Genomic DNA, 24,487 nt, shown 5'->3' with positions numbered 1-24,487 from the left:
GTTGCTTTTGTTATCAGTTTAACATAGGCAACAAACACTTGAATTTAACGAGTAAACGAATCCACGATAAAATGACAATTCCTGCACAATTTGACGCTAAAACTATTGAAAATAAGTGGTACGACTACTGGATGAAAAATAATTATTTTCATTCGGAGCCAGATCACAGAAAACCATATACCATTGTGATTCCGCCACCAAATGTGACTGGAGTTTTGCACATGGGGCACATGTTAAACAATACGATTCAAGATGTGTTAATTAGAAGAGCGCGTCTTAAAGGTTTCAACGCATGCTGGGTTCCGGGAACGGATCACGCCTCAATTGCAACTGAAGCAAAAGTGGTTGCCAAATTAAAAGCGGAAGGAATTAATAAAAATGATTTGACTCGCGAAGAATTCTTGGCGCATGCCTGGGAATGGACGGATAAATATGGTGGTGTAATTTTGGATCAATTAAAAAAGCTGGGAGCTTCTTGTGACTGGGAACGAACCAAGTTTACGATGGATCCTGATATGTCAGCGTCGGTGATTCGTTCTTTTGTAGATTTATACAACAAAGGACTGATTTATAGAGGGTACCGAATGGTAAACTGGGATCCCGAAGCCAAAACGACTTTGTCTGATGAAGAAGTAATTTATGAAGAACAACAAGGAAAATTATATTTCTTAAAATATAAAATCGAAGGAAGTGAAGATTTCCTGACGATTGCAACCACACGTCCGGAAACTATTTTTGGAGATACTGCAATTTGTATTAATCCAAATGACGAACGATTTGCTCATTTGAAAGGCAAAAAAGCGATTGTACCCATTTGCGGAAGGGTAATTCCAATTATTGAAGATGAATATGTCGATATCGAATTTGGAACAGGCTGTTTGAAAGTAACTCCGGCGCACGATATGAATGACAAGGTATTGGGAGAAAAGCATAATTTGGAGATTATTGATATTTTCAATGAAGATGCTACTTTGAATAGTTTTGGATTGCATTACCAAGGAAAAGACCGTTTTGTGGTTCGTGAGGAAATTTCCAAAGAATTAGAAACAATTGGTGCTTTAGCAAAAACAGAAATTCACTTGAATAAAGTAGGAACTTCGGAAAGAACCAAGGCGGTTATCGAGCCTCGTTTGTCAGACCAATGGTTCTTGAAAATGGAAGATTTGGTAAAACCTGCTATTAAATCGGTATTAGAAGATGGTGAAATCAAATTGCATCCTGCTCGTTTTAATAATACGTACGCACACTGGTTGAACAACATTCGCGATTGGAATATCTCGCGTCAATTGTGGTGGGGACAACAAATACCTGCGTATTTCTATGGTGATGGAAAAGAAGATTTTGTGGTTGCCGAGAATATAGAAGATGCTTTAGAATTGGCAAAAGCCAAAACTTTAAACTTGAAACTTGAAACAAAAGATTTAAGACAAGACGTTGATGCTTTGGATACTTGGTTTTCCTCTTGGCTGTGGCCAATGTCTGTTTTTGGCGGAATCATGGATCCGGAAAGTGAAGATTTTAAATACTATTATCCAACGAATGATTTAGTTACCGGTCCGGATATTTTGTTTTTTTGGGTAGCGAGAATGATCATCGCAGGTTATGAATACACAGGCAAAAAACCATTTACAAATGTATATTTGACTGGTTTGGTTCGTGACAAACAAAGACGTAAAATGTCCAAATCATTAGGGAATTCTCCTGATCCGTTGGATTTAATCGAAAAATTTGGAGCTGATGGAGTTCGAGTAGGATTGCTTTTGAGCGCTTCCGCAGGAAACGATATTATGTTTGATGAAGAATTGTGCAATCAAGGAAAGGCGTTTACCAATAAAATCTGGAATGCGTTTAAACTAATAAAAGGTTGGGAAGTTTCGGATGCCATACCGCAACCAGAATCATCAAAAGTTGCGATTGAATGGTATGAAGCCAAATCGCAACAAACGCTTTTGGAAATCGAAGATAATTTTGAAAAATATAGAATTTCCGATGCGTTGATGGCAATTTATAAATTGGTTTGGGACGATTTCTGTTCATGGTTTCTTGAAATGATAAAACCAGCTTACCAACAGCCAATTGACAGCGTAACTTTGGCGAAAGCCATAGCAATGCTGGAAAATAACTTGAAATTATTGCATCCGTTTATGCCGTTCTTGACAGAGGAAATATGGCAAATTCTTGATCAAAGAACTATAGAAGAAGCATTAATCGTTTCAACTTGGCCGGAAATGAAACCGTTCAACGCCAGTTTAATTGCTGATTTTGAGAATACAATTGAAGTGATTTCTGGGATCAGAACAATTCGTAAAGATAAAAATATTCCTTTCAAAGATACAATCGAACTGAAAGTAGTAAATAATGACAAAGCTTCCACTTATTTTGATTCGGTAGTAACCAAATTAGGGAATATTACTTCATTAGAATATGTTTCAGATAAAGTGGACGGAGCATTATCTTTCCGTGTAAAATCAAATGAATATTTCATTCCAATAACCGGAAACATTGATATAAAAGCTGAGATTGCTAAACTTACGACAGAGTTGGAGTACACGCAAGGTTTCTTGAAATCGGTTCAAAACAAACTGGCAAATGAGAAATTTGTGGCTGGTGCGCCAGAGAAAGTATTGGCAAACGAAAGACAAAAAGAAGCCGACGCTTTGGCAAAAATTGAAACTATCGAACACAGTTTGGCGGGTTTGAAATAACTTCAAATTCTTCTAAAATATAGAATCCCATTTCCGGTCAAAAGGAGATGGGATTTTTTTATTAAAAAATTCAAAACTTTTTCTGCTTATCAAAAAAATGAAAGGGACAGAAAAACTTTGGATAAAATACAACCTAAGTAAGGTTTTAGAATTTATATTTCAAGCTTGTCAATACTTGACGTGGAGCGATTGGATTTACACTGTAATTTTCGTGTAAGGTGTAATTCAACTCATTTGTCACATTAGATAGTTTGCACAAGATGGAGAATTTCTTCCATTCATAACCTGCAGAAACATCAATTGTTGTATACCCTTTTAATGGAATGTCACGGTCTTCAATAGTCACAGTATATGTTTTTGGAGCAGTTACTGGTTTGTTTTCTGTCCATACATAACGGTCATTCCAACCTCCTGTTCGGTCACCAATATAGTTCCCGATGGCTCCAAAAGTAAGCCCTTTCAGTGGCCCACCAGGCAATTTGTAGAAAAAACTCAAATTGGCTGTATGTTTTGGTGTTCTTGCTAAAATATCCCCTATTACAAGACTTCCGCTTGTCCCTGAAGATTTAGAAATTTTGGTTTCGTTAAAGCTATATCCGGCAATGATGTTCAAACCTAGTGTTGGTTTTGCAGTAACATCTATTTCAATTCCTTTTCCTTTTGTTCCCCCTACCAGTTCTTTTAAGTTCGTATTTACATTAGGTGTTACACCGTCAGCCGCAAACAAAACAGTTTGAGCTAAATTATTGTTTGAGATTTGATATGCTGTTACATTGGTGCTTAAAATACCTTTCCAAAAATCTTTTTTGATACCCACCTCGAATTGATCTATTATAGAAGGATTTAACGGTTGCAAATCTACCGTTGTTCCGCTGTTAGGAGTAAATGAGTTCGAGTAACTGGCGAACAAAGACAAATCTTTATTTGGTTGAATTACCAGTCCCGCTTTTGGGGAATAGGCTCTGTTTAAGTTTTTAGTTCCAGTTGTAGCGGTTGCATTTTCAAGAGTTGCTGTAATGGTGTCAACTCCATTCACTTTCCCTATCACTTCTTTGGAGGTTGCGACCTCACTTTCTTGCCATGACCAACGCAGTCCGGCCAAAACCTTAACATAATCAGTGATCGAAATTAAATCTTGCGCATATACTCCAAAACGTTGTGTATCTGTAGTAGCCAGTTGGGTTCTTCTAGTTGAATATGGCGAGGTGAGGCTTTGTGTGCTATAATCGTAATTGAATAGATTTATGGCAGTTGCTTCAGTGGTTAAAGCCTTCGTACCATTTGGATTGGCATAGAAGCCAAAAGTATAACTTGGTGCCATAGAATTTTCATAATCAACTCCTGTAAATATTTGGTGTTTGATGCTTCCAGTGTTGAAGGTTCCTTGTAAATTCAATTGATCTCCAAATATTTTTTCAGAAGCATCAGCTTGTGTCAAGCCACGTTTCCAATTTCCATTGGCGTCAATCGAGTTTAACTGTGCAGTCGATTTTTGAGTTCTGTTGTAAGACTGAAAAGAAGAATTAAAACTTAATTTCCAGTTGTTGTTGAAATCATGATTGACCAATACTGAAGCACTGGATGATTTTGTTTTACCTGTTGACCAAAGCGCTCCATAATACGTGTTTCGGGGCAAATCTAAAATTGTTTTACCAATTATTCCAGTCCCAAAATCAGGTGTCCAATCGGCACTTAGATAGTCACCTTGTAACGTAATTTGAGTTTTATCGCTTACTTTAAAAAGAAATGAAGGATTTATATAAATACGCTCATTTTTGACATAATCTCTAAAGCTTCCTGAGTTTTCGTACGACGCATTAAATCGATAAGCGATATGTTTATTTAAAGGTCCGTAGAAATCAATCGATGGTTTATAGTAGGAATAACTCCCTGCTTGCATTGTAATTTCTCCACCACTTTTGAAAGAAGGCGTTTTTGTTACCAAATTTAAAATTCCACCCGGAGCAACGTTTCCGTACAATAAGGCAGAACCACCTTTAAGAAACTCCACTTTCTCTAAACCTGAAACTTCCGGAATAGAACCTGCATTATAACGGAAACCATTTTTAAACATATTGTTGGCTGACATATCATACCCTCTTGAGAAAAACGATTCCTGAGCGCCACCACGTGCGGAACCTACATAAATACCATTAGCATTTTTGATAACTTCACTTAGACGAATGGCTTGCTGTTGCTCGATTATTTCAGCTCCAATAACCTGAACACTTTGCGGAGTGTCCATTGGTTTTAATCCTGATCTTAATGCTGAAACTACCTTTTTCTCTTTGTTGGCCGTAACAATAACTTCTTTAAGAATTCCACCTTTTTTGTTTTTTATCGTATCCGTTATTGATTCGAAAGGGTCATCAAAATTTTTATCTTCAGATGCATTTACTGATTCTTGCGCAAAACACGATAGACTAAATAAAAGGGTTAATGTGGGAAGGAAAATATATTTCATGATTGTTTATTTGGAATAATTAAAAATAATAATGCAAATATAAAACCCAAGTGTGGTTTTGCAAAACTTATTTAGATTAAATATGAATAATATTTATATTTAATTTTAAGGTGTTGTTTTGTAGGTATTTATATTTTTAAAAAATTAAATAATTCTTAATAAAATTCATTTTTTAAACCTTAAAAGTAATATTTGACGGTTGTGCCTGCGGTTAATTGTGTCTGAAAGAGCTGCAAATGTCTTATGTTAATTTATGTTAAGACAAATTCGAACGATAAGTAGTGCCGAGGAACAAATCCAATAAGTAACATAAAAGCTAAACTAATAAAGAGTTTAGGTTATTTAAATAGTAAAGCTTAAAATGAAAATGATCAAAAATAAAGCGACAAAAGAATCGATTTTTTAGAGAATTATTTTTTGAATTTAAATAGTCTGGGTAAATAATCAGGAATGGTTTATGAGTAAAAATTATTTTTCATACACAATTGGATGTGGTACTTATGCTTTGTAGTACACTATTTAATTTCTAAGAACTTGGTCTTAAATTTCTTGATTCGGAAGTTTTTTGATTTCACTACTTTTCCATTATCTGTAATCATGACGCACCTATAATTAGGGTATTTGTTGAGCAAAAGCAGTCCTGTTGTTTTCCCTAAAACCATCAATGAAGTGCTTAAACCGTTTGCCATTTCAGCATTTGGACCAAAAACCGTCACACTGCATAAGCCTGTAGCGGGATATCCCGTTGCTGGATTGATGATATGTGAATAGCGTCTTCCGTCAAAAACAACAAATTTTTCGTAGCTGCCTGATGTCGTTACGGCATCTTGTTCTAATGGTACAACAGCTAAAATTGTTTCAGGATGAAAAGGATTCGTAATACCGATATTCCAAGCTTTTCCATTAGGCTGTTTTCCCCAAGTGCTCATATCTCCTGATCCGTTTATAATTCCGGCTTGAATGCCTTTTGCAAGCATCATATCCCGGCATTTATCGGTAGCATATCCTTCTCCTAATGCGCCAAATCCAATTTTCATCCCTTTTAGTTTTAGAAAAATGGTGGATTGGACGCTATCCAAAATTATATTTTTGTAGCCTACTTTTTCAACCGATTTTTGAATGGCTTCCGCCGAAGGCATCTCAGTCATGGAGCCGTCGAACTTCCAGATTTTATCCATTGCCGCAAAGCTGATGTCAAAACCGCCATTAGTCACTTCAGAAAACCGAATCGCTCTTTGCGTCAATTCAAAAACTTCCCTGTCCACTTTCACCGGCCGAATACCCGCATTTTGGTTCACTTCTGCTACCTGCGAGTCCGGTTTCCAGTCGGAAATCAAATTTTCGATTCGTGTAATTTCTGCAATAACAGCATCTATGTTTTGTTCTGCTGACAATGAATCCTTCGCTACAATGGTAATGTCAAATCGACCGCCCATAAGTAAGGTGGTTCTTTTTCGTCCGATTTGTGCATGACTTCCTTGACTCAAAAAAAGTATCGCAATCAGCAAAAAGAAGTATTTTCTAGACATAAAATTCAATGTTAAAATTATTTGGGCGTGACCCTGCGTAAAAACTTCGGGTCGTGCTGTACGTTCCCGCTTTTTTTTGAGTGGCTGAAAAAAGCCTCTCAAAAAAAGAGCTTCACTGCCATCACTCACGCGGAGCAATTCTACAAAAACGGCAGTAGTTATTGTAAATTCAATTTAGTTTCGGCTCCCTTTCCTTTCAAGAAGGCTGGGGAGAGGATTTAATAACAATCCGTCAGCACTTGTCTATTAGCCTTATAATCTGCAATTCTCAAAGTTGCTTTCGCAAGACAGAGTGCATCAAGAGCCGCTTCCACGTCCTTTTGCATCGCAAGAGAACCGCAAATCATTACAACGCCTCCCTGTGACAGTAAATCCATAAAAAAATCAGCATCTCGTTTGATTAGATCCATTACATAGTGATGGTTTACTTCGCGGGATAACGCCACATGAAAACTTTTAAGTTGCTGTTTTTGAATCATTTCAGCAGCAAATTTTTCATATACTATTACAGTTTCAGTTGCTTTTCGAAAGCCACAATACAAATGAATTTCAATTTTTTTCTTATTTTGTTCTATCATTCCCAGAAAAGGAGCAATGCCGGTTCCATTTGAAATCAGTGCTACTTTAGATGCTTTTTTCGGGAAGTGAAATGATAGATTTTTAATAATTCGTGCCTTGAAAACAGATCCCTTTTTAACGCCATATAAATAGCCTGAACCCAAACCAGAAGGATGCAGCTTTACCACTAATTGTATGTTGCCGTTATGATTTCCAATAGAGTAGAGACGTTCTTGATTGTCGTTTGAAGGATAAATAGCCAGTAAATCCCCAGAAGTAAATTTAGCATTCTTATTAGAACGTAATGTAAGTAAAAAAGTATGTTCCGTATCAGAAATGGCAGTTTTATCAAGTACGGTCAGCTTTTGCAAATCTTTTGGAACTTTACTATATAAAGATGGAGTTGCCGAAAGTGGAATTCCTGTTTTGGCACTCCATAATTTAATCCACTTTACAAATTCTTCCGCTGATTTGTCATTTACGGTTTGTAATTTTAATAAGCGTTCAGTCCAATTTTGTTTTTCCAAAACGGTATCAATTTCACGGGCAAAACCGCAAAAATCAGGATACGCTTTCGACCCAAAACCAACGACCGCAAAATTGATTTTTTGATTTTGTTCAGTTTTATTGACCAGTGCTATAAATTTACCCGCATTAGAAGGCGCATCGCCCAGTCCGTGGGTTGAAGTAAATACGATAAGATGTTCTGCTTTTGGATAGACTGAATAATTATTTATTTCGGTAAGAAAAACTTTTTTTCCGTTGGCAAGCAATTGTTTCTGAATGGCATTGGCAAAAAGTAACGTACTTCCATTTTCGGAACCTACCAGTAAAATGAATGTGCTGTCTTCAGCTTTGTATTTATTTTTAATTCGGCTCGCTCTTCGTTTTAGCGTCATGGCAAAACCGGAGTAGATAAAAAATAAAATGTTTAAACTCGCTATTGATAAAATTATCGCCCATAAAATGCTGCCGCGACCGGTATGCAAATTAAGACTCAAGTCTGACACTAAAGTTTGCAACGGAAAAGGAATTTCACGCGCTATTGCGCCAGTAATTTGGTTGACTTCTATATTTCGGTCATGCAATGTAATGCTATAATATTCCTCAGGATCATCTGAAAAAGGGAATTCAATTTTTTTAACATCAGCCAGAAGCGTGTTTTTAAAAACTGAAATAGTAGTTTCTTTTTTTGAAATAGACGTAATTGTTGCTATTCCGGTTTTTTCTTCTAAATCTGTTTTTTCGAGGAAAAAATTAAACTTTTCCAAGGTTAAATACGTACCCGAAAGTGCAATTATCAGAATTGGAATCAGTGATAATCGACCTAAAAAAATATGGTAATATTGTACAAAATTTTCCTTTACAATTTTAGAAAATAAACTGCGAAGACTTCTTTGACGGTTGAGTATCAAAACAAAACCCGAAATGGAAATCAATGCTAACAAAAAGGCAATAAAACCAACAAAAAAACGGCCGGTTTCTTTAAGGAATAAAGAACGATGGAGCGCTGTTGTCCATTGGATAAACTCACTTTTTTTGATGGGTTCTCCTAGTATTTTTCCAGTTGTTGGGTCGATGTAAGCATTAACATCATTGTCTTTCCAGTCAATACCTTGCAGCGTCACAAAGTGATTGTGGTCAACATTCAATTCCGTTATTTCAGGATACGCTTTTTTTAGTGCTGGTAAAGTTTCTTCGAGTGTTATTTTTTCAAAATTTTCTACTTTGTATGGCGGTGTTTTCTCCTGTATGGCATCTACGGCAAGTATGACACCAGTTGCGGACGCCAACACTAAAAATGCAGCAGAAAATACAGCCAAAGCCAAATGTAAGTAACGCCAAAAAGAAAGAGTCATTTTTAAAGTTGTATGTTTCCCCACCCCAACCCTCCCCGGAGGGAGGGAGTTGAAACTGGATAAAAATGTTGTTTAAATATTTTTGGTTGCTTTACCGCTGCGCTTGCGTGAGGGGTTGAAGTGGAGCTCTTTTTTATAAAGGCTTTTTTGTCTTTATAAAAAAAGCGGGAACGGAAGACCCGACCCGACCTTTTTTAGAGAGGGTCACGCCCAAACTACCTTTAGCAAACAATAGCTGTTTTTTAGATTTTATTTAATCTTACGTAGCGAATGTAACCTTTACCTTCAGTTTTTGCAGCAATTCCTTCAGTTGTGAGTGGAATTTCTAAATCAGCGGTATTATATTTATGATCTTCTACTGCTGTTTCAAATCGTAATTTAAATCCTTTATTGATTTTAGCATCTTCAATTTCTATTGTTGTGATGCTTCGGTCACCACCAGTTACAGAAGCTCCGGTTTTGGCGCTGATGTTTTCTGGTTTTTTAGCGTAAAATTTGTGCCACTCTTTAAGGGTTTTGTACCATTTTTTATCATCACCCATTACATATAACGTTTTTACATAATCGCCTTTAGCGTTTATAAGTGAAACTACAATATAAGCGCCTTCTCCCATGTAGTTTGACATTTGCAGCATGCATTTGTATTTACTGGTTTGTGCGGAGGCCTGAAAAGATAATAAGGATAATAGCAAAGCTGTTACACCTAATTTTAATATTGATTGCATACTATTGTTTTAAAAATTCTAGAGAAACGTTGTTTTTTGTTAAAGACTCATTTTCTTTTGCTAAGGCGTAGGCGCTTTCGTCAAAATCAGTGGTGATTTCTTTTTTGGCACCAATAGACACTAGGTATTTTAAGATAGCATCGTCTTTAGCAATCATGGCTGCTTTGTGCAACGCAGTTAAACCATCTTTATTTTTTGCATTTACATCAATGTTCAAATTGGTGATTTTCTTTAATAATGCCAAATCGTTTTTGGCGATAGCAAAGTGGTAAAGCGTACTTCCGTCTTTTTGAGGAGCGACTAAGTTGAATCCTTGGTCTTGCAGCAATTTTATTTTAGCGTCAAAAGGATCTTGTGGTGGTCCATTTGCCACTTCTGGGCCACGACTCATTGGTCTGTAGGATTGTATTAAGTAGTATCCCAAATTGTTTTCGTCTTTATCTAAAACATTTACCGCAGCACTTTTGTTCAAAAGAAGTGCCACTGCTTCAGGGGTTCCTGACTTCACCGCCATCGTTAATGCCGATTCTCCTTTAATATTTTGCAAATTGTTGTTTTTTACAATTGGTAATAACAGTTCCATTGCAGCGATTTCTCTGGATGCAGCAGTAGCCATTAATGCTGTATTTCCGTCGTTATCAGCTTTGTTGGGATCTACTCCTTTGGCTAAAAAGTAATTGATGATTTCGTTTTGTTTGGATTTACCTGCAAGAAAATGAAGTACTGTCTCACCTGTTTTGCAGATTACTGTAGGATTTATTTTTAATTCCTCTACCAAATATTTATAGGTTTCAAGAGTATTTGCGTCTCTACGGGAACCTTGCGCGGCAATAATTAATGCATTATCATTGTATTTTACTCCTTTTTCTAATAGTGTTTTTAGAAGGGTAATATTTCCTGTTCTCGCCGCATAATTAAAGGTGGTATTACCATCGTCATCAACAGCAGCAAGAGACATTCCTTTAGTAATAAAATAGTTAGAAAGTGTCAGACTTTTGTCCGACGGTATCGCCAACAGCAATAGGTTTACACCGTCTTTATATTTCTTGTTCGGGTTTATTCCGGCTTTAAATAATGCTTCAAAAACAGCAATATTGTTTTGACCATTCGTAGCTGCAAATGTAATTGGTGTATAGCCTTGACTGTCTTCTAGGTTAATATCGGAACCTTTGGCTATTAGATATTCTACGATTGCTGCATTTCCTTTATTTGCTGCCCAGTGTAAATAAATACGATTGTCGTGTGTTGATTTATTGACTTCATTCCCGGGTTGTTCCAGTAAGAATTTAATTGTAGTCACAGGAGCATCATTGTTGATAGCCATAACTGTTACATCAAAAGCATTGGCGGTTGATGCTGACGGGCTGTTTCCTTTTGCTATTTCCGCTTTAACTGTATTTACATCCGGATGTGTTTTCCAGAATGACTGCTCCAAAAGTGTATTTTTTTGTTGCGCATTCATAAACAAAGTAGTGGCTAAGACAAAAGAAATAAAAAGATTCTTTTTCATACGTATATTATTAGGATTGATCTTTTTTGTAACATCTTATTTAGAATAAATAAGAATAAATTGACGCAAATATACAACCCATTTAAATAATACAAAAATTATTTAGAATAAATATGAATAGCATTAGAGTATTTTTAGATAGAGTGCTAAAATTCAGTTTGTAGTACTACTTAAATCTACGTATTTATCTGTAAAGTTTTTAGTCACGTTATGTCTATTGTAGTTTATTTGATTTTTTTCATCGAAAACTGTTCTGAACTAGGTTTTCCTTGTTGAATTCCTGAAATATTAGCCACTAGACTGTCTTTTGTAATTTGGGTATAAATGATTTTTTTCGGATAATCGTGTTTTGGGTTTTCAAAAACCATTTGCTTTTCTGTTCCGGTTGTTAATTTGAAAGTAACCGCTTTGTCGTTATTTTGTCCTTTAACGGCAGCGGAATACGTTAACTTATCTCCTTTTTGTTGCAAGGTTATCGATTCAAAATGCAAGGTATCTTTTTCTTTGATGAAGTATGACTGCCCTTGAAACGTACTGTCGTTTACTTTTTCCCAAGTTTCGGTTAGATTGCCTTCAACTGATTTACTTTCCCAATTTCCCAAAAGCCAATTTGCGGCTTTGATTTTTTCTTTTTCATTTGCATCCGAATTTTTACAGGAAACAAAGGCTAACAAAAGCAGTGCAAGAGTCGTTTTTTGAAACATAAGTTTAGATTTTTCGTATTTAATTAGATTAAGCTAAATTATGAAAAAATAGAATAGGTGTATTTTATTTTTGGTTCTGGAATATTACAGCTAACGCTTTAAAAAAAACATGGCCACGCTTACACAAATTTGCACGAAAAATTATCTGTTTAAATTTCACAAATTCGCCTTTAAAACGAATGTAATTCGTTATAATTCCTGAAATTCGTGACAGTAAATGATAATGAAGTTTACCTATTTCGGTATTATACACATTTTTTCAAAATAGTGTATACCAATTCTTTGGTGGGTTTTTGATCTTTAAGTTGGGTTCTCACCGTATCAAAAGTGACTTTAAAATCACATCCCAATTTATAATGACTACAACCATAAGCAGTTTTTCCTTTCAGAACCGTTCCTTTTTTACATTTCGGACAGGCTAATTCGTCCGGATTGGCTTTAGCCAAAGTTTTCTTTGGTTCTAATTTGAGTTTGAAATTTTCGTCAAAACGAAGCAAACCTTCCAGAGTACCAGCATCTGTTTTAAAGTCTTTCAGGTTTACGGTAGAACCTTTTTGAAGCAACCGCAAATATTGATTCTCGGATATTTTTTTCTCTGCAAACGTATAAGGCAATAAAAAGGTGCAACCTACTTTATAATCGGAACATCCATACGAAGATTTTCCTTTTATTAGTGTCCCTTTTTTACATTTTGGACAGGCTTCCGCCAAAATTCCGACTGCTTTCTTTTTCTCTACTTTACCTACCTCTTTTTGGATACTTCCTGCATGCGAAATATTCGCGCGTCTGGTTTCACTGCGTACTTCATACACCAAAGTTTCCACCATTCGTTTCATATTATTGATAAACGAACCGGCGGTAAAGGTTCCTTTTTCAATATCTTTCAATTGCTTTTCCCAAGAACCCGTGAGTTCAGGCGACTTTACCAAATCATTTTGAATGGTATCAATCAATTGAATTCCTGTAGGTGTTGGCAATACTTGTTTTTTGTTTCGAATGATGTATTGGCGTTTAAACAGCGTTTCAATAATATTGGCTCGTGTGGATGGACGTCCGATACCGTTTTCTTTCATTAGTTCGCGTAAATCTTCATCATCCACTTGTTTGCCCGCGGTTTCCATTGCGCGCAATAAGGTAGCTTCCGTAAACTGATTCGGCGGCTTGGTTTCCTTTTCTAAAAACGAGGGTTCGTGTGGACCTTTTTCGCCTACAATAAAACTGGGTAATATATCAGCTTCTTTTTCTTTTGCGTTTGGGTCTTCAAAAACTATTCGAAAACCTTTTTTTAGGATTTCTTTTCCCGTCGTTTTGAAAGTTACATCGGCTGCTTTCCCGATTACTGTGGTATTGGCTACCAAACAATCGTCGTAAAACACGGCAATAAAACGCTTGGTAATTATGTCATACACTTGTTGCTGATTGTATTGCAAATTGCTTTGAATCCCCGTTGGAATAATCGCGTGGTGATCCGTAACTTTTTTATCATTGAAAACCTTGGTTGATTTTTTAATTTTTTTTTCCAAAAGCGGTTGCGTCAACGAGGCATAATTGGTTAAGTTTTTTAGTATGCCGGGAACTTTTGGATAGATATCGTTTGGCAAAAACGTGGTATCGACTCTAGGATACGTGACTACTTTTTGTTCGTATAAAGTCTGTACAATTTTAAGTGTTTCATCTGCGGTAAAGCCAAATTTCGTATTGCAATACACTTGTAAGCCTGTTAAATCAAAGAGTTTTGGTGCAAATTCATTGCCGTTCTTTTTTTCGACAGAGACAATTTCGAACTCGCTTTCCTTGACTTTGTTGGCTAGGATTTCGCCATCTTCTTTTTTCAAAAAACGTCCTTCCTCATAGCTGAACAGCGTCTCTCTATACAAGGTTTGCAACTCCCAATAGGGTTGCGGCTTGAAATTCTCAATTTCTTTGAATCGGTCCACGACCATGGCAAGAGTAGGGGTTTGCACCCTTCCAATAGATAAAACTTGCTTGTATCCGCCGTGTTTTACGGTGTACAAACGCGTGGCATTCATACCGAGTAACCAGTCGCCAATGGCTCTGGAAAATCCGGCATAGTACAAGTTATCGTAGTTGGCGGATGGTTTCAAGTTCTCAAAACCTTCTTTTATAGCCTCGGTGGTAAGGGATGAAATCCATAAGCGTTGTACTTCGCCTTTATAATTGGCTTCGTTCATCACCCAGCGCTGAATGAGTTCTCCTTCTTGCCCGGCATCCCCGCAGTTGATTACCAACTCAGCTTTGTCAAACAGGCTTTTTATGATTCGGAATTGCTTTTGGATTCCCGAATTTTCGACCACTTTGGTTTCAAATTTGTCGGGCAGCATGGGCAGGTTATTCAAATCCCAACTTTTCCAGTGGGGTTTGTAATCGTTCGGTTCTTTTAACGTACATAAATGCCCAAAAGTATACGTTACCTGATAGCCATTGCCTTCGTAATACCCGTCGTGCTTGGTATTAGCTCCCAAAACGGATGCGATTTCGCGCGCTACACTCGGTTTTTCGGCAATACAGACCTTCATTTTCTCTTTCTAATTTAAGAGCGCAAATTAGGAATTTAGAAATTGGTATTAAAAAGAAAGTGGTAGGAGTTATGAACGGGTAAGTTGTATTTTTTTAGGAGCAGAACGAATGGTGTTTTCAATAACGAACCGTCCTGCTGTCCGCTGTATTCCCGATTAATAAAATCTACGGCTGAAAAAGCCTTGTTTTTCTAAATCGGGAGATGCTGCTTCCATCAGGGCTATCAACTACGTTTTATTTTTATAATAACGAAAGAAATATTTTTTTAGTAAAGATTCGCGCGAACGTCCCGCTAAACCGAATTTCAATCAATAATGTATTTAAATCCGTTTATTTTCATGAGCGGGAAGCTTGCGTTAAACTAGAGAAATTATTTCGAGGAACGAAGTAATCGCATTCAGTTTATCAGTTCTTTTACTTTATCATTTTTGTGGTGAACGCCAAGAAATGGAATTATACACCAAAGTTATAATCCGTAGTTATATTTTGAAAACATCCAGTCTTTGTATCCACGGAATTTCTGACTCAACAAAAGTAAGTCTGGTCTTGATGATTCGGTCACTCTTATCTCTGGGATTTTTAGTTACAAATCTCGCCTTGGATTTATTGAAATCCAACGTATTTTTTACATCAAAGTCTTCTTGTTTGTTCGAAGAAAAAGTAATCACATTGTCTTTCGCAGTCCATTTTCCTTTTCCATATCTATTTACTTCAGGTGGAACTCCGTTTTTAATTTTAGAATAGGAATGAAATAGGAATGTTCCATCTTGATTTAAGGTTAATTTGTATTCAATTAAATGATCTGCTTCTTTGTTAAAGGTGCGATTGTAATCGCCAGCAAATGCATTCGATTGCGCGAATACTGTCAGGTTGAATATTAAAAGTAAAGTGGTAAGTAGTAATTTCATTGGTTTGGTTTGTTTAATGTGTTAGTATTTTTTTGTTGCTTTTGCGTTTATTTGTGAGCAATTGGATTAAGTCATCGCGAAAAACGAAGCAATTCCATCCAGTTCGTCTATTATTTTATTTGCTTTTCGTTGTGGGCACAGTTTGTAAAACTGCGCTAACAATTGTGGATACCAGAGCGATCGGGTTAAAAAATGTACATGGTAATGATGGAGCAAGATCGTATGGTCTCACCATTATGTAAATGCAGGGAGCAATAGCAATTTTCGCAGTCAACTAAAAAAGAATACTGAAACTAATGTAAGAAATGCAATCTACACCCGCATTATGCAAAATGCACCTAAAGAAGTCAAAAAAAGACTCATACAACTTGTAATAAAAAATAGTTATAAAAAGAAAAACGCTTATAAAGGATGTTTAAAATCCTGTTATAAGCGTTTTTTTATTGTCTGAAAAATGACGCTAATCAAAAAAAAGCGATATTTTTCAGTGGCTTTCGAAATCGGGTAGCCTATTTTTTTTATTTTTATTTCTTACAATTATTATGGCTTAGTTACGTCATTCATTTGCAGTGTTACTGCAGTTTGTGCTAACAATCTTCCATTTATTGTTGCATGAGTCTGTAAATTGATCCCGGTCATTCCTAATATATTTCCTTCAAAATGACTAGTTGTTCCACATGTTACGGCATCGGAAACTACCCAAAAAATATTTTTGGCTTGTACTCCTCCTGTTAATGTCATTCTAACTGCTGAACTCAATTTCAGAGTACCTGCTACTTGGAAAATAAAAACATCAGTTGAATTACCAGAAAGAGTTATATCCGTTGGAATAGTAAGCGCAGTTGTCCATTTATACAAGCCAGGTGTCAGCGTCTTTCCGCCAATATTTCCGGCACCTAAATTCAGAAAATTAGGGTTAATTCGTCCTGCTGCATCAGTATAAGCGGTTTGCATATCTCCAACAGCAACTGTTAATCTTGTAGCATTAGGTACACTACACGGAAGCGGACCGGCAGCATCAACGGTGTATATTGTTCCTACTACTTCTGTACATCTAACCAATACTGCAGCACCAGTTATTGGACTTGAACCAATATCACCCGTAATAGCTGATTTATACACATTTGTAATTCCTGTTTTTGATAAAATTGCAAAATCTCCTGCAATGCCAAGATTTACTGGTTTCTGTGAACCAATTTTTGTTGGTATGTTATAAGTTTCATTTACCGCAAATATAGTAGAAGTTGAACCATCTGATTTTGCAACAGCAGAGGAATTAGAAGTTGAATTCTCAACATTATCATTAGTACAACTGGTCAAAAATACTACCGATAACATAGCGAGGGTAGATAGTGTGTTTTTTAATTTCATAACTATTTATTTACTTTGTGACTTATTTGACACTCGATAAATGTAAAGATATTACTATAGAATAAGTTATGAAATTGTAGTATTTAGTTATAAGATTGTCGTTTTGGAAAGTTTTTTAGATATCATAGTATTTTGTGCTAACTAAAAATTACCAACATGTACTATAAATGAGTAGTTTACAATAGGGTTAAATAGTGGTAATTATTGTAAGCTTAGTTTTCCTAAAATAACTAATTACTACATTTCCTTATTTATTTTTTGATACCAAAAAATTAAATTTATTTTACCACTTGTACTTTATGTAAAAGGCCAATAATCTTGCCATACAATGGTGTTTCATCAACAGGTTTTGAAATACAATTTTTTATTGCTTTTGATTTGTATTTTTTCAAACCCACTTAAGTAAAATCAGCAGTTAAGGCAATAACAAGAATTCTTGATTTTATTGTTTTAACAATATATTTTGTAACTTCAAATCCACTTTTTACAGACATTCGCAAATCCACTGGAATACTATCATATATTTCGGCCTGAAGCGCTTCGAACGCTATTTTTCCGCTTTCGGTAATATCACGTTTAAGTCCAAAAGCATCCCATTCAGCTGGTCTATTATTTTATTTGCTTCTCGTTGTGGGCACAGTTTGCAAAACTTCGTTAACGACTGTGGATATCTGAGCGATCGGGAGCTTATTGTCATTCGGTAAGTGCTTTTTTATTGTCATTTATAAATTGTTCAAATGTTGTTGGTTGTCTGTTGGTGATTTTCTCGACCCAGTTCGTAGTCTCAGGTTCTTTTTGAAATCTTGGGAAATAGTGAAGCATAATCATCACAAGAATAAACATCGTTGGTGTTTTTTCTTTTCTTTTTGTCAGGAAGAAACTTATGAGGTTTGGCGATATATATTGAATTTCAATTCCTAAAATGTCACTTAATATTCTTGCCATTTCCAAAAACGTCAACTTTACTTTACATGTTAATTCATACGATTTATTGATATGCTTCGATATGTTTGTCAAGATAGTTGCAGAAACTGCACCAATGTCACGAACGTCAACTAGCGTAAATTTTGCGTTACCAGCAGGTAGATAAATTCTTTTTTTATTCACTAAGTCGTCATGCAAAGTAGTAGTAAAGTTTTGCATAAAATAAGCAGGTCGTAGGAACGTGTATGGTATTTTGCTGTCAACAATTAGTTTCTCAATTTTGTGGTGGGGTATCATTTTACTTTTCTCAACGCCCTGAACTGATAAGAATACAATATGTTTAACTCCGTTTTTTTTACAAGTGTCAACGAGAGGTTTAAAATATTTTTCTACTTCTGAAATTTGTGGCGGTCTTAATAAAAAAAGGATTTCACAGCCGTCCAAAGCGGTTTTGTATGTCTCAACATCGGTAAAGTCAAACAGAGAAAAATTTACCTTGTAATTGGATAATTTAAGTCTGTCTTCATATAAGTTTCTAAATCCAGCATAAATTTCAAGCTGATGGTCAATTTTTTGCAATGACTTTATCACTTCTGTCCCAACATTTCCTGTCGCCCCAGTAATTAAAACTTTTGTCATACTATTTATGTAAAATGTTTGTCATTGTTGTGTCGTCGTTAGAATTGGCTAAAACGTTTCACAGCTTGGCGATGTGGCGGAGTGATGGAGCCGAAACTTTCGATTAAACACTGACTTTGCAAGTACAAAACCAATTTCAAATTAAACCCAAACCCCGCTATATTGAAAAATTGCTGTTGATTAATCGGTTTAATTCATTGTACTGAACGAAGCAATCCCATCCAATTTGTCTATTATTTTATTTGCTTCTCGTTGTGGGCACAGTTTGCAAAACTGTGCTAACTACTGCGGATACCCGAGCGATCTGGGTAAAAAAAATGGGTCCGAAAAATCAAACCCATTCTATCTCATATATTGAAACTATAAACGATTTTTTCAAATCAGTAAACTTTGTATTCGGTACAAATGCTGGATTTGTTAAGAAACTTTTTTTACTATTTGGCTAATTTTATTTTGTTTAAAGTAAAAGTCAAATTTGAAATATCAGCTGTAACCTCATTTATTCTTGAGTTAGTAAAATACAAGTAGTTGTTGTAGATACTAAATGTATCTGCCCATTTTATTTTATCACCTTCTACCAAAGTGTGAATACTGCCATCTGGTTTTCGATACTGGATTTTATTATTTTCTAAATCGGCAAAATATAAATTGCCGTTGTCGTCAAATAGCATGCCGTCAGGTGCGGCGGTTTTTGCCTCAAATCGAACGCTTTCTTCAATGCTTTTTTCATCTTCAGAGTTAAGCATATTGGTTGCAATTGAATAGAGGCTGTATCCTGTAAGGGCATGAAAATAAAGTCGGTCGTTTTCAGTGTCTAGTGCTATTCCATCAGAATGAATGGTATTTTCCCATTTTTTGTCTCCAAATGTTAAAAAGCCTTGTTCAGCAGTTGTTGATTTATGATTGTCTAAAACTCTTCTAGAACGACCGGATTTAATGTCTATAATGACAATACCAGAGTTTCCAGAATCAGTAAGATAGATTTTTTGAGTTTTTTTATCTATCCTAAGATCGTTGATATAAGAATCAGGGTGGTAGCTGTTTTTATCTAGAACATAGGTTTTAATTAATTTATCAGTTGTTAGATCAAAAACAAAAAGACGAGGCGCATCCAGTACATTTTCGAATAATTGACTTCTGGTGTCTAAAACATACAATTGGTTTTCAAAGGCAACTACTGATTGCACTCCAACAAATTTATTGGCCACAACTGGCTGTCCAATCTCCCAAGAATTCCAGTTTTCATCCGGATAGCTTTCTTGAACGGTAGTATTAGTTATTTCCACGACGGAATCATCAACTCCTTTTCTCCATCTCGGAAAGTTTACAAAAATACGCCCGGCATCAGTAAGTGTGACTCCAGTAACTTGTTGCCCTTTGAACGCAGCTACTTCGATCACTTGATTTGCTGTGCTGTCAACTTGTTGATTTTTAACTTCGGCCGCTTTTTTGCTAGTTGTTTCTTTACAAGAAATAAATAATGTAAATATTGAAAATATAATAAGGATCTTTTTCATTTTAGTTGGTTTTATTTGTGGGCGATTGAATTAAGGAATTGCGTGGAACGAAGCATTGCCACAAAGTTAGACTATTATTTTAGTTGATTCTCGTTATGAGCATAGTTTGCAAAAACTGCGCTAATGATTGTGGATATCCGAGCGATCGGGTTTATTTGCTGCTCGTTGTGTAAACAGTTTGCAAAAATACGGCAATGATTTTAGACATCGAAGTGATCGGGTTTCTTTCCGAGCACTTTGTTTGAGTCATTGCGAGGAACGAAGCAATCCCATGCAGTTTGTCTATTATTTTATTTGCTTCCGTTGTGGGCACAGTTTGCAAAACTGCGCTAACCATTATGCATATCAGAGCGATCGGGTTATTTTTTAATTATTTTGTTCGGAATGTTATATCTTTGGTTTTTCAAAATTGCTATAATCGCATCTGAAATTTCAAAAACTTTTCCATTATAATTATTATCTAATAGAATAATCGTAAACTTTTCATCAATATCTGAAACTAAAATAGCTTCATGATTTCCAGCTCTTCCATCGTGTAAATGCTCTATTAAATTTTCGTTTTTAAATTTTGCTTGCCCCAATGCTGATTGAGTTTCTGGCAAATTAAATTGTTGTCCTATTTCATAAAGTGATTTTTTACTAACTACTTTATCATTGTGAAGACAATTTGTCCATTTTAATAAATCAATAGTTGTCAAGTAAGTTCCTCCTGTTATTGGTAAATCTGTTTTGTCTGGAACTAAATTATTATTAAATCCTTTGGCTATATTTTCTTCGCCTTTTAAAGGAGTCAATTCAGCCGAATCCATTTTACAAGGCTTGAAAATGAATTTTTCTGCATATGCTTTAAAAGGCATTTTGGTTAATCGTTCAACAATAAATTGTCTTAAAAATATATTGTTGTTATTATAATCGTAATCTGTACCAGACTTAAAATCAAGGGTGTCAATGAGTATTAAACCATCATAAAGATCTTTGTCATTTTTAATACTTTTCCAATTTACATTAGGTATTCCACTTGTGTATTGTAATAAATCTTTAATTTCAACTTCATTTGCCCATTTTGGTAATTCGGGAATAAATTTAGAAACCTTATCATTCAGTTGCAGTTTACCTTGTTCTTTTAACTGCATTAAAGCAACCGCACTGAATTCCTTTGTTATTGAACCAATATTAAATCTGTAGTCAGTGGTTAATTTATTAGTTTTAGTGGCATCTGTAAATCCAAATGATGCGTTATATATTATTTTATTATTTTTTGAAACAAGTACATTTCCGTTAAAAATTCCAATCTGATTTGACCATTTCATTAAAGAGTCAATTTGTTTTATTTGTTTCGTTTGAGCAAAAACAATATTTGTCAAAAGTAATAGAACTATGAAATGTAAGGATAGTAGTTTAATATATTGCATAATTTGATTTGCTATTGTCTGTGTGGTTTTTAGGTTAAATGTCGTCTAACGTTTTGCCACTTTGAGATGGCTGGAAGTTCGTAACCGCTTAATTTTCGGTTTAACGACAAACTTGATGCGAAATGGTAATTCCACTAAATTCCAGCTAGCTCAAAATGTCGGTTGGCAGTAGTTTTTATTCTCCGTTTGATAATAATCTTATTCCTTGCATTTCTTTAAGCAATTTTTTATTTTCAATCTTATTATTTTCTATTACTATTAATTTAGGCATAACTTTCATACCAATTAAGTCATCAGTTCTTGTTTTTATTAGATGAACATATTCGGTTCCTTCAGATTCACTAATAATTCCTTCTTCAACTTTTTTTAGTATTTCTGCTCTTATTGATAAGCTCTCAAGTAGTGCTTTATTATTTTGCTCATTTTTATATTGTCTATGATTGGTTGCGAAATCCCAAACTTCTTTGAAAATTAAGAATAATGATTTAGCAGTTTCAATTCCTGTTTTTATTCCTATGTTGGTATCGCTACCACTATCTAATAAGATAATTTCAGATTTTTGACTTTCAGCTTTATTTATTTTATTTATTGTCTCAATAAGTTCTGTTAAACAAGTTAATATTTTTATATATTTAAAAGTTTCTAAAGACTCTTCTTCAATTACAATTTGAAAAATATTTACACCTTCTTCTAACGATTCTTCATATGTTTCATTTAATAGATCATTTAGCAATAATTCTTTAGATAATTTATATGTTTTTACTAATGTGTTATGAAAATTATATAGAGATAAATTATTTGCATGTCCAAAGACACTTCCTGCTTGTGAATGAGTTAGACTTCTTGTTAAGGCCGTTAAATTCCAGTCAGAATACATTTCTTCACAGTTGAATATTTCTAGAATTTTAAAAATATTATCTTCATTTTTTATTTTCTCATAGTTGCTTTTTGAAGAAAACAATAATGGAATTATGCTGTCATATTTATAAGCTTGATTTGGATTATCAAAACCAGTCTCAAAATGATGTAGTATCTCTACTGATTTTAAATTTTCGATTATAATTTCAAGGTTTTTTACAAAGTCTAATTTTTGCATAATATTTCAAGGTTCTTTATATTTAAATATATGTTGATTTTCCGTCATTTGGGTAAAATTACTGCCAACTGGTTTATAGGTCTGATAAAATAAGACCTGTCATCCCAAACTTAAAGAGATACATCTGATAGTGATCAGAATATATTTATTTTCAAATATATAAATTTCTACCGAAAATACTGATAAAATATATCAAGTTTAAATCTCTTTTTAAAAGTAACTTCTTTTTTTTAGCAATGTTACGGGAAACCGCCCCCGTCGTAATTTTTTAGCACAATTTATAGCCCTGAGTACTTCACTTCACTTTTATTTTAATTGGATTCAAAAAACTTTGTTTGAACTGGCATCGTTTTTCTGTCTTTTTTTGCCAGAAAAAGATAAAGTGAATAGCGGGAAATAGCTCATAATTGTCACACAATTCGTTCCTCATAATTCGCTATGACAATCTCAATTGTGAACCTTGCAAACTGAATACTTTTTTCGTAATTTTGCAGCCTAAATAAAGGAATAAGAAAATGTTAGATAGACTTCAAATAGTAAAGCAACGTTTCGATGAGATTTCGGATTTGATTATTCAGCCGGATGTAATCTCGGATCAGAAGCGTTATGTGCAATTGAATCAAGAGTACAAAAGTTTAAAAGCTTTGGCTGAAAAGCGCGATGAATATGTTATTTTGATGGCAAATATCGAAGAAGCAAACGAAATAATTGCCGATAACAGTGATGCAGATATGACCGAAATGGCCAAAATGCAACTGGAAGAAGCCAAGGATAGATTGCCGGAACTGGAGGAAGAAATCAAATTTATGTTGATTCCAAAAGATCCCGAAGATGCGAAAAATGTGATGGTAGAAATTCGTGCCGGAACGGGTGGGGATGAAGCGAGTATTTTTGCCGGGGATTTGTTCCGTATGTACACGAAATACTGTGAAAACAGAGGTTGGAGAACATCTGTGGTGGATATGAATGAAGGAACTTCGGGTGGTTTCAAAGAGGTGATTTTTGAAGTTACCGGTGAAGATGTTTACGGAACCTTGAAGTTTGAAGCGGGTGTTCACCGTGTGCAGCGTGTACCGCAAACGGAAACGCAAGGACGTGTTCACACTTCGGCGGCGACTGTTATGGTATTGCCGGAAGCAGAGGAATTTGACGTGCAGATTGATATGAATGATGTTCGTGTGGATTTCTTCTGTTCGTCAGGACCAGGTGGACAATCGGTAAATACAACCAAATCAGCGGTTCGTTTAACGCACATTCCAACAGGATTAGTGGCGCAATGTCAGGATCAAAAATCGCAACACAAGAATAAAGACAAGGCATTTGGTGTTTTGCGTTCCCGTTTGTACGAACAGGAATTAGCCAAAAAACAAGCCGAAGATGCTACAACGCGTACGTCTCAAGTAAGTTCTGGTGACCGTTCGGCAAAAATACGTACGTATAATTACGCGCAAGGTCGTGTAACGGATCACCGTGTGGGATTGACGTTGTACGATTTGGGAAATATCATGAATGGTGACATTCAGAAAATTGTTGATGAGTTGGCTTTAGTCAACAACATGGAAAAACTGAAAGAAGCCAGCGAGGTTTACTAAGCAATCAAGATACTTTTAAATACAAAAAACCAGCGAAAAATAATTTTTCGCTGGTTTTTTTATACCAATAAGTAACCAAATTTATTTTGCTGAAATATGTACTGCTTTAATTACTTCTTTTTGCTGCAGAATCGAATTTCTGAAAGTTTCGTATTTAGCGGTCGCTGAATCAATTTTGGCGTCAAAAGCCGAAGTATCATCTAAATTGTCAATCGTACAATTGAGTTCATTGGATTGTTTTTCGAAATACTTTTCAATATTGGACCAATTCGCTGCCGCATCAGCAGTAGTTTTGTGCGTAACAGAATCAACAAAACGAACGTAATTATCGGTAACTATTTCAGCCTTTTTTTCGGTTTCAGTTTTACACGAAGTAAAGAAAATCGTCAGTAAAAAAAATCCTAATAGTGGTATTGAATTTTTCATTTTGGGTTTA

General features: G+C 35.2%; 16 protein-coding genes. 2 read left to right on the top strand and 14 right to left on the bottom strand.

Translation table 11 applies throughout. From position 1 onward, the window contains the following. The first annotated feature begins 71 nt into the window (after nucleotides 1–71). The gene (locus ACP7AT_RS10680; RefSeq protein ID WP_426064307.1) at nucleotides 72–2,705 is read left to right on the top strand and encodes a valine--tRNA ligase; all 2,634 of its coding nucleotides are present in this window, start codon (nucleotides 72–74) and stop codon (nucleotides 2,703–2,705) included. Between the two features lie 145 nt (nucleotides 2,706–2,850). On the opposite strand, the gene ACP7AT_RS10675 is transcribed toward ACP7AT_RS10680, so the two are convergent. The 13 genes from ACP7AT_RS10675 to ACP7AT_RS10615 form a co-directional block, all read right to left on the bottom strand. After that, nucleotides 2,851–5,169 (bottom strand): TonB-dependent siderophore receptor, encoded by a 2,319-nt coding sequence (locus ACP7AT_RS10675; RefSeq protein ID WP_426064306.1) that lies wholly within the window; start codon nucleotides 5,167–5,169, stop codon nucleotides 2,851–2,853. A 515-nt stretch (nucleotides 5,170–5,684) separates the two neighbouring features. Next, complete coding sequence (locus tag ACP7AT_RS10670; protein ID WP_426064305.1) at nucleotides 5,685–6,698, bottom strand: FAD:protein FMN transferase; 1,014 nt, start codon at nucleotides 6,696–6,698, stop codon at nucleotides 5,685–5,687. A 218-nt stretch (nucleotides 6,699–6,916) separates the two neighbouring features. Continuing rightward, nucleotides 6,917–9,115, bottom strand: a complete 2,199-nt coding sequence (locus ACP7AT_RS10665) for a PepSY domain-containing protein (protein WP_426064304.1) — start codon at nucleotides 9,113–9,115, stop codon at nucleotides 6,917–6,919. Between the two features lie 242 nt (nucleotides 9,116–9,357). Beyond that, nucleotides 9,358–9,840, bottom strand: coding sequence for a DUF2271 domain-containing protein (locus ACP7AT_RS10660; RefSeq protein WP_426064303.1), 483 nt, complete (start codon nucleotides 9,838–9,840; stop codon nucleotides 9,358–9,360). Nucleotide 9,841: 1 nt separating this feature from the next. Beyond that, nucleotides 9,842–11,350: an ankyrin repeat domain-containing protein gene (locus ACP7AT_RS10655; RefSeq protein ID WP_426064302.1), complete on the bottom strand. Its 1,509-nt coding sequence runs from the start codon at nucleotides 11,348–11,350 to the stop codon at nucleotides 9,842–9,844. A gap of 224 nt (nucleotides 11,351–11,574) precedes the next feature. Next, the gene (locus tag ACP7AT_RS10650; protein WP_426064301.1) at nucleotides 11,575–12,054 is read right to left on the bottom strand and encodes a DUF6265 family protein; all 480 of its coding nucleotides are present in this window, start codon (nucleotides 12,052–12,054) and stop codon (nucleotides 11,575–11,577) included. Between the two features lie 245 nt (nucleotides 12,055–12,299). Further along, entirely contained in the window at nucleotides 12,300–14,591 is a 2,292-nt protein-coding gene (locus tag ACP7AT_RS10645) for a DNA topoisomerase 3 (RefSeq protein WP_426064300.1), read from the bottom strand. Nucleotides 14,592–15,071: 480 nt separating this feature from the next. Then, nucleotides 15,072–15,500 (bottom strand): copper resistance protein NlpE N-terminal domain-containing protein, encoded by a 429-nt coding sequence (locus ACP7AT_RS10640; RefSeq protein ID WP_426064299.1) that lies wholly within the window; start codon nucleotides 15,498–15,500, stop codon nucleotides 15,072–15,074. Between the two features lie 540 nt (nucleotides 15,501–16,040). Continuing rightward, nucleotides 16,041–16,871 carry an ice-binding protein gene (locus tag ACP7AT_RS10635; RefSeq protein ID WP_426064298.1) on the bottom strand — a complete coding sequence of 277 codons (831 nt, stop codon included), beginning with the start codon at nucleotides 16,869–16,871 and terminating at the stop codon, nucleotides 16,041–16,043. 693 nt (nucleotides 16,872–17,564) lie between these two features. Beyond that, on the bottom strand, nucleotides 17,565–18,434 hold the full coding sequence (locus tag ACP7AT_RS10630; RefSeq protein ID WP_426064297.1) for an NmrA family NAD(P)-binding protein: 870 nt from the start codon (nucleotides 18,432–18,434) through the stop codon (nucleotides 17,565–17,567). A 434-nt stretch (nucleotides 18,435–18,868) separates the two neighbouring features. Then, nucleotides 18,869–19,951 carry an L-dopachrome tautomerase-related protein gene (locus ACP7AT_RS10625; protein ID WP_426064296.1) on the bottom strand — a complete coding sequence of 361 codons (1,083 nt, stop codon included), beginning with the start codon at nucleotides 19,949–19,951 and terminating at the stop codon, nucleotides 18,869–18,871. 359 nt (nucleotides 19,952–20,310) lie between these two features. Continuing rightward, on the bottom strand, nucleotides 20,311–21,363 hold the full coding sequence (locus ACP7AT_RS10620) for a serine hydrolase domain-containing protein (protein ID WP_426064295.1): 1,053 nt from the start codon (nucleotides 21,361–21,363) through the stop codon (nucleotides 20,311–20,313). 175 nt (nucleotides 21,364–21,538) lie between these two features. Further along, the gene (locus ACP7AT_RS10615) at nucleotides 21,539–22,459 is read right to left on the bottom strand and encodes a hypothetical protein (protein ID WP_426064294.1); all 921 of its coding nucleotides are present in this window, start codon (nucleotides 22,457–22,459) and stop codon (nucleotides 21,539–21,541) included. 515 nt (nucleotides 22,460–22,974) lie between these two features. Between ACP7AT_RS10615 and prfA the strand changes: the two genes are divergently transcribed. Then, nucleotides 22,975–24,051 (top strand): peptide chain release factor 1, encoded by a 1,077-nt coding sequence (gene prfA / locus ACP7AT_RS10610; protein WP_091203850.1) that lies wholly within the window; start codon nucleotides 22,975–22,977, stop codon nucleotides 24,049–24,051. An 81-nt stretch (nucleotides 24,052–24,132) separates the two neighbouring features. Here prfA and ACP7AT_RS10605 read toward each other — a convergent pair whose 3' ends face one another. Next, nucleotides 24,133–24,477: a hypothetical protein gene (locus tag ACP7AT_RS10605; RefSeq protein WP_426064293.1), complete on the bottom strand. Its 345-nt coding sequence runs from the start codon at nucleotides 24,475–24,477 to the stop codon at nucleotides 24,133–24,135. Nucleotides 24,478–24,487 lie beyond the last annotated feature (10 nt).

It is taken from the genome of Flavobacterium sp. DSP2-3-1, assembly GCF_049896865.1.
Classification (GTDB): domain Bacteria; phylum Bacteroidota; class Bacteroidia; order Flavobacteriales; family Flavobacteriaceae; genus Flavobacterium.
The sequence above is the reverse complement of the archived record's forward strand: the minus strand, read 5'-3'. Positions and strand labels throughout refer to the sequence as shown.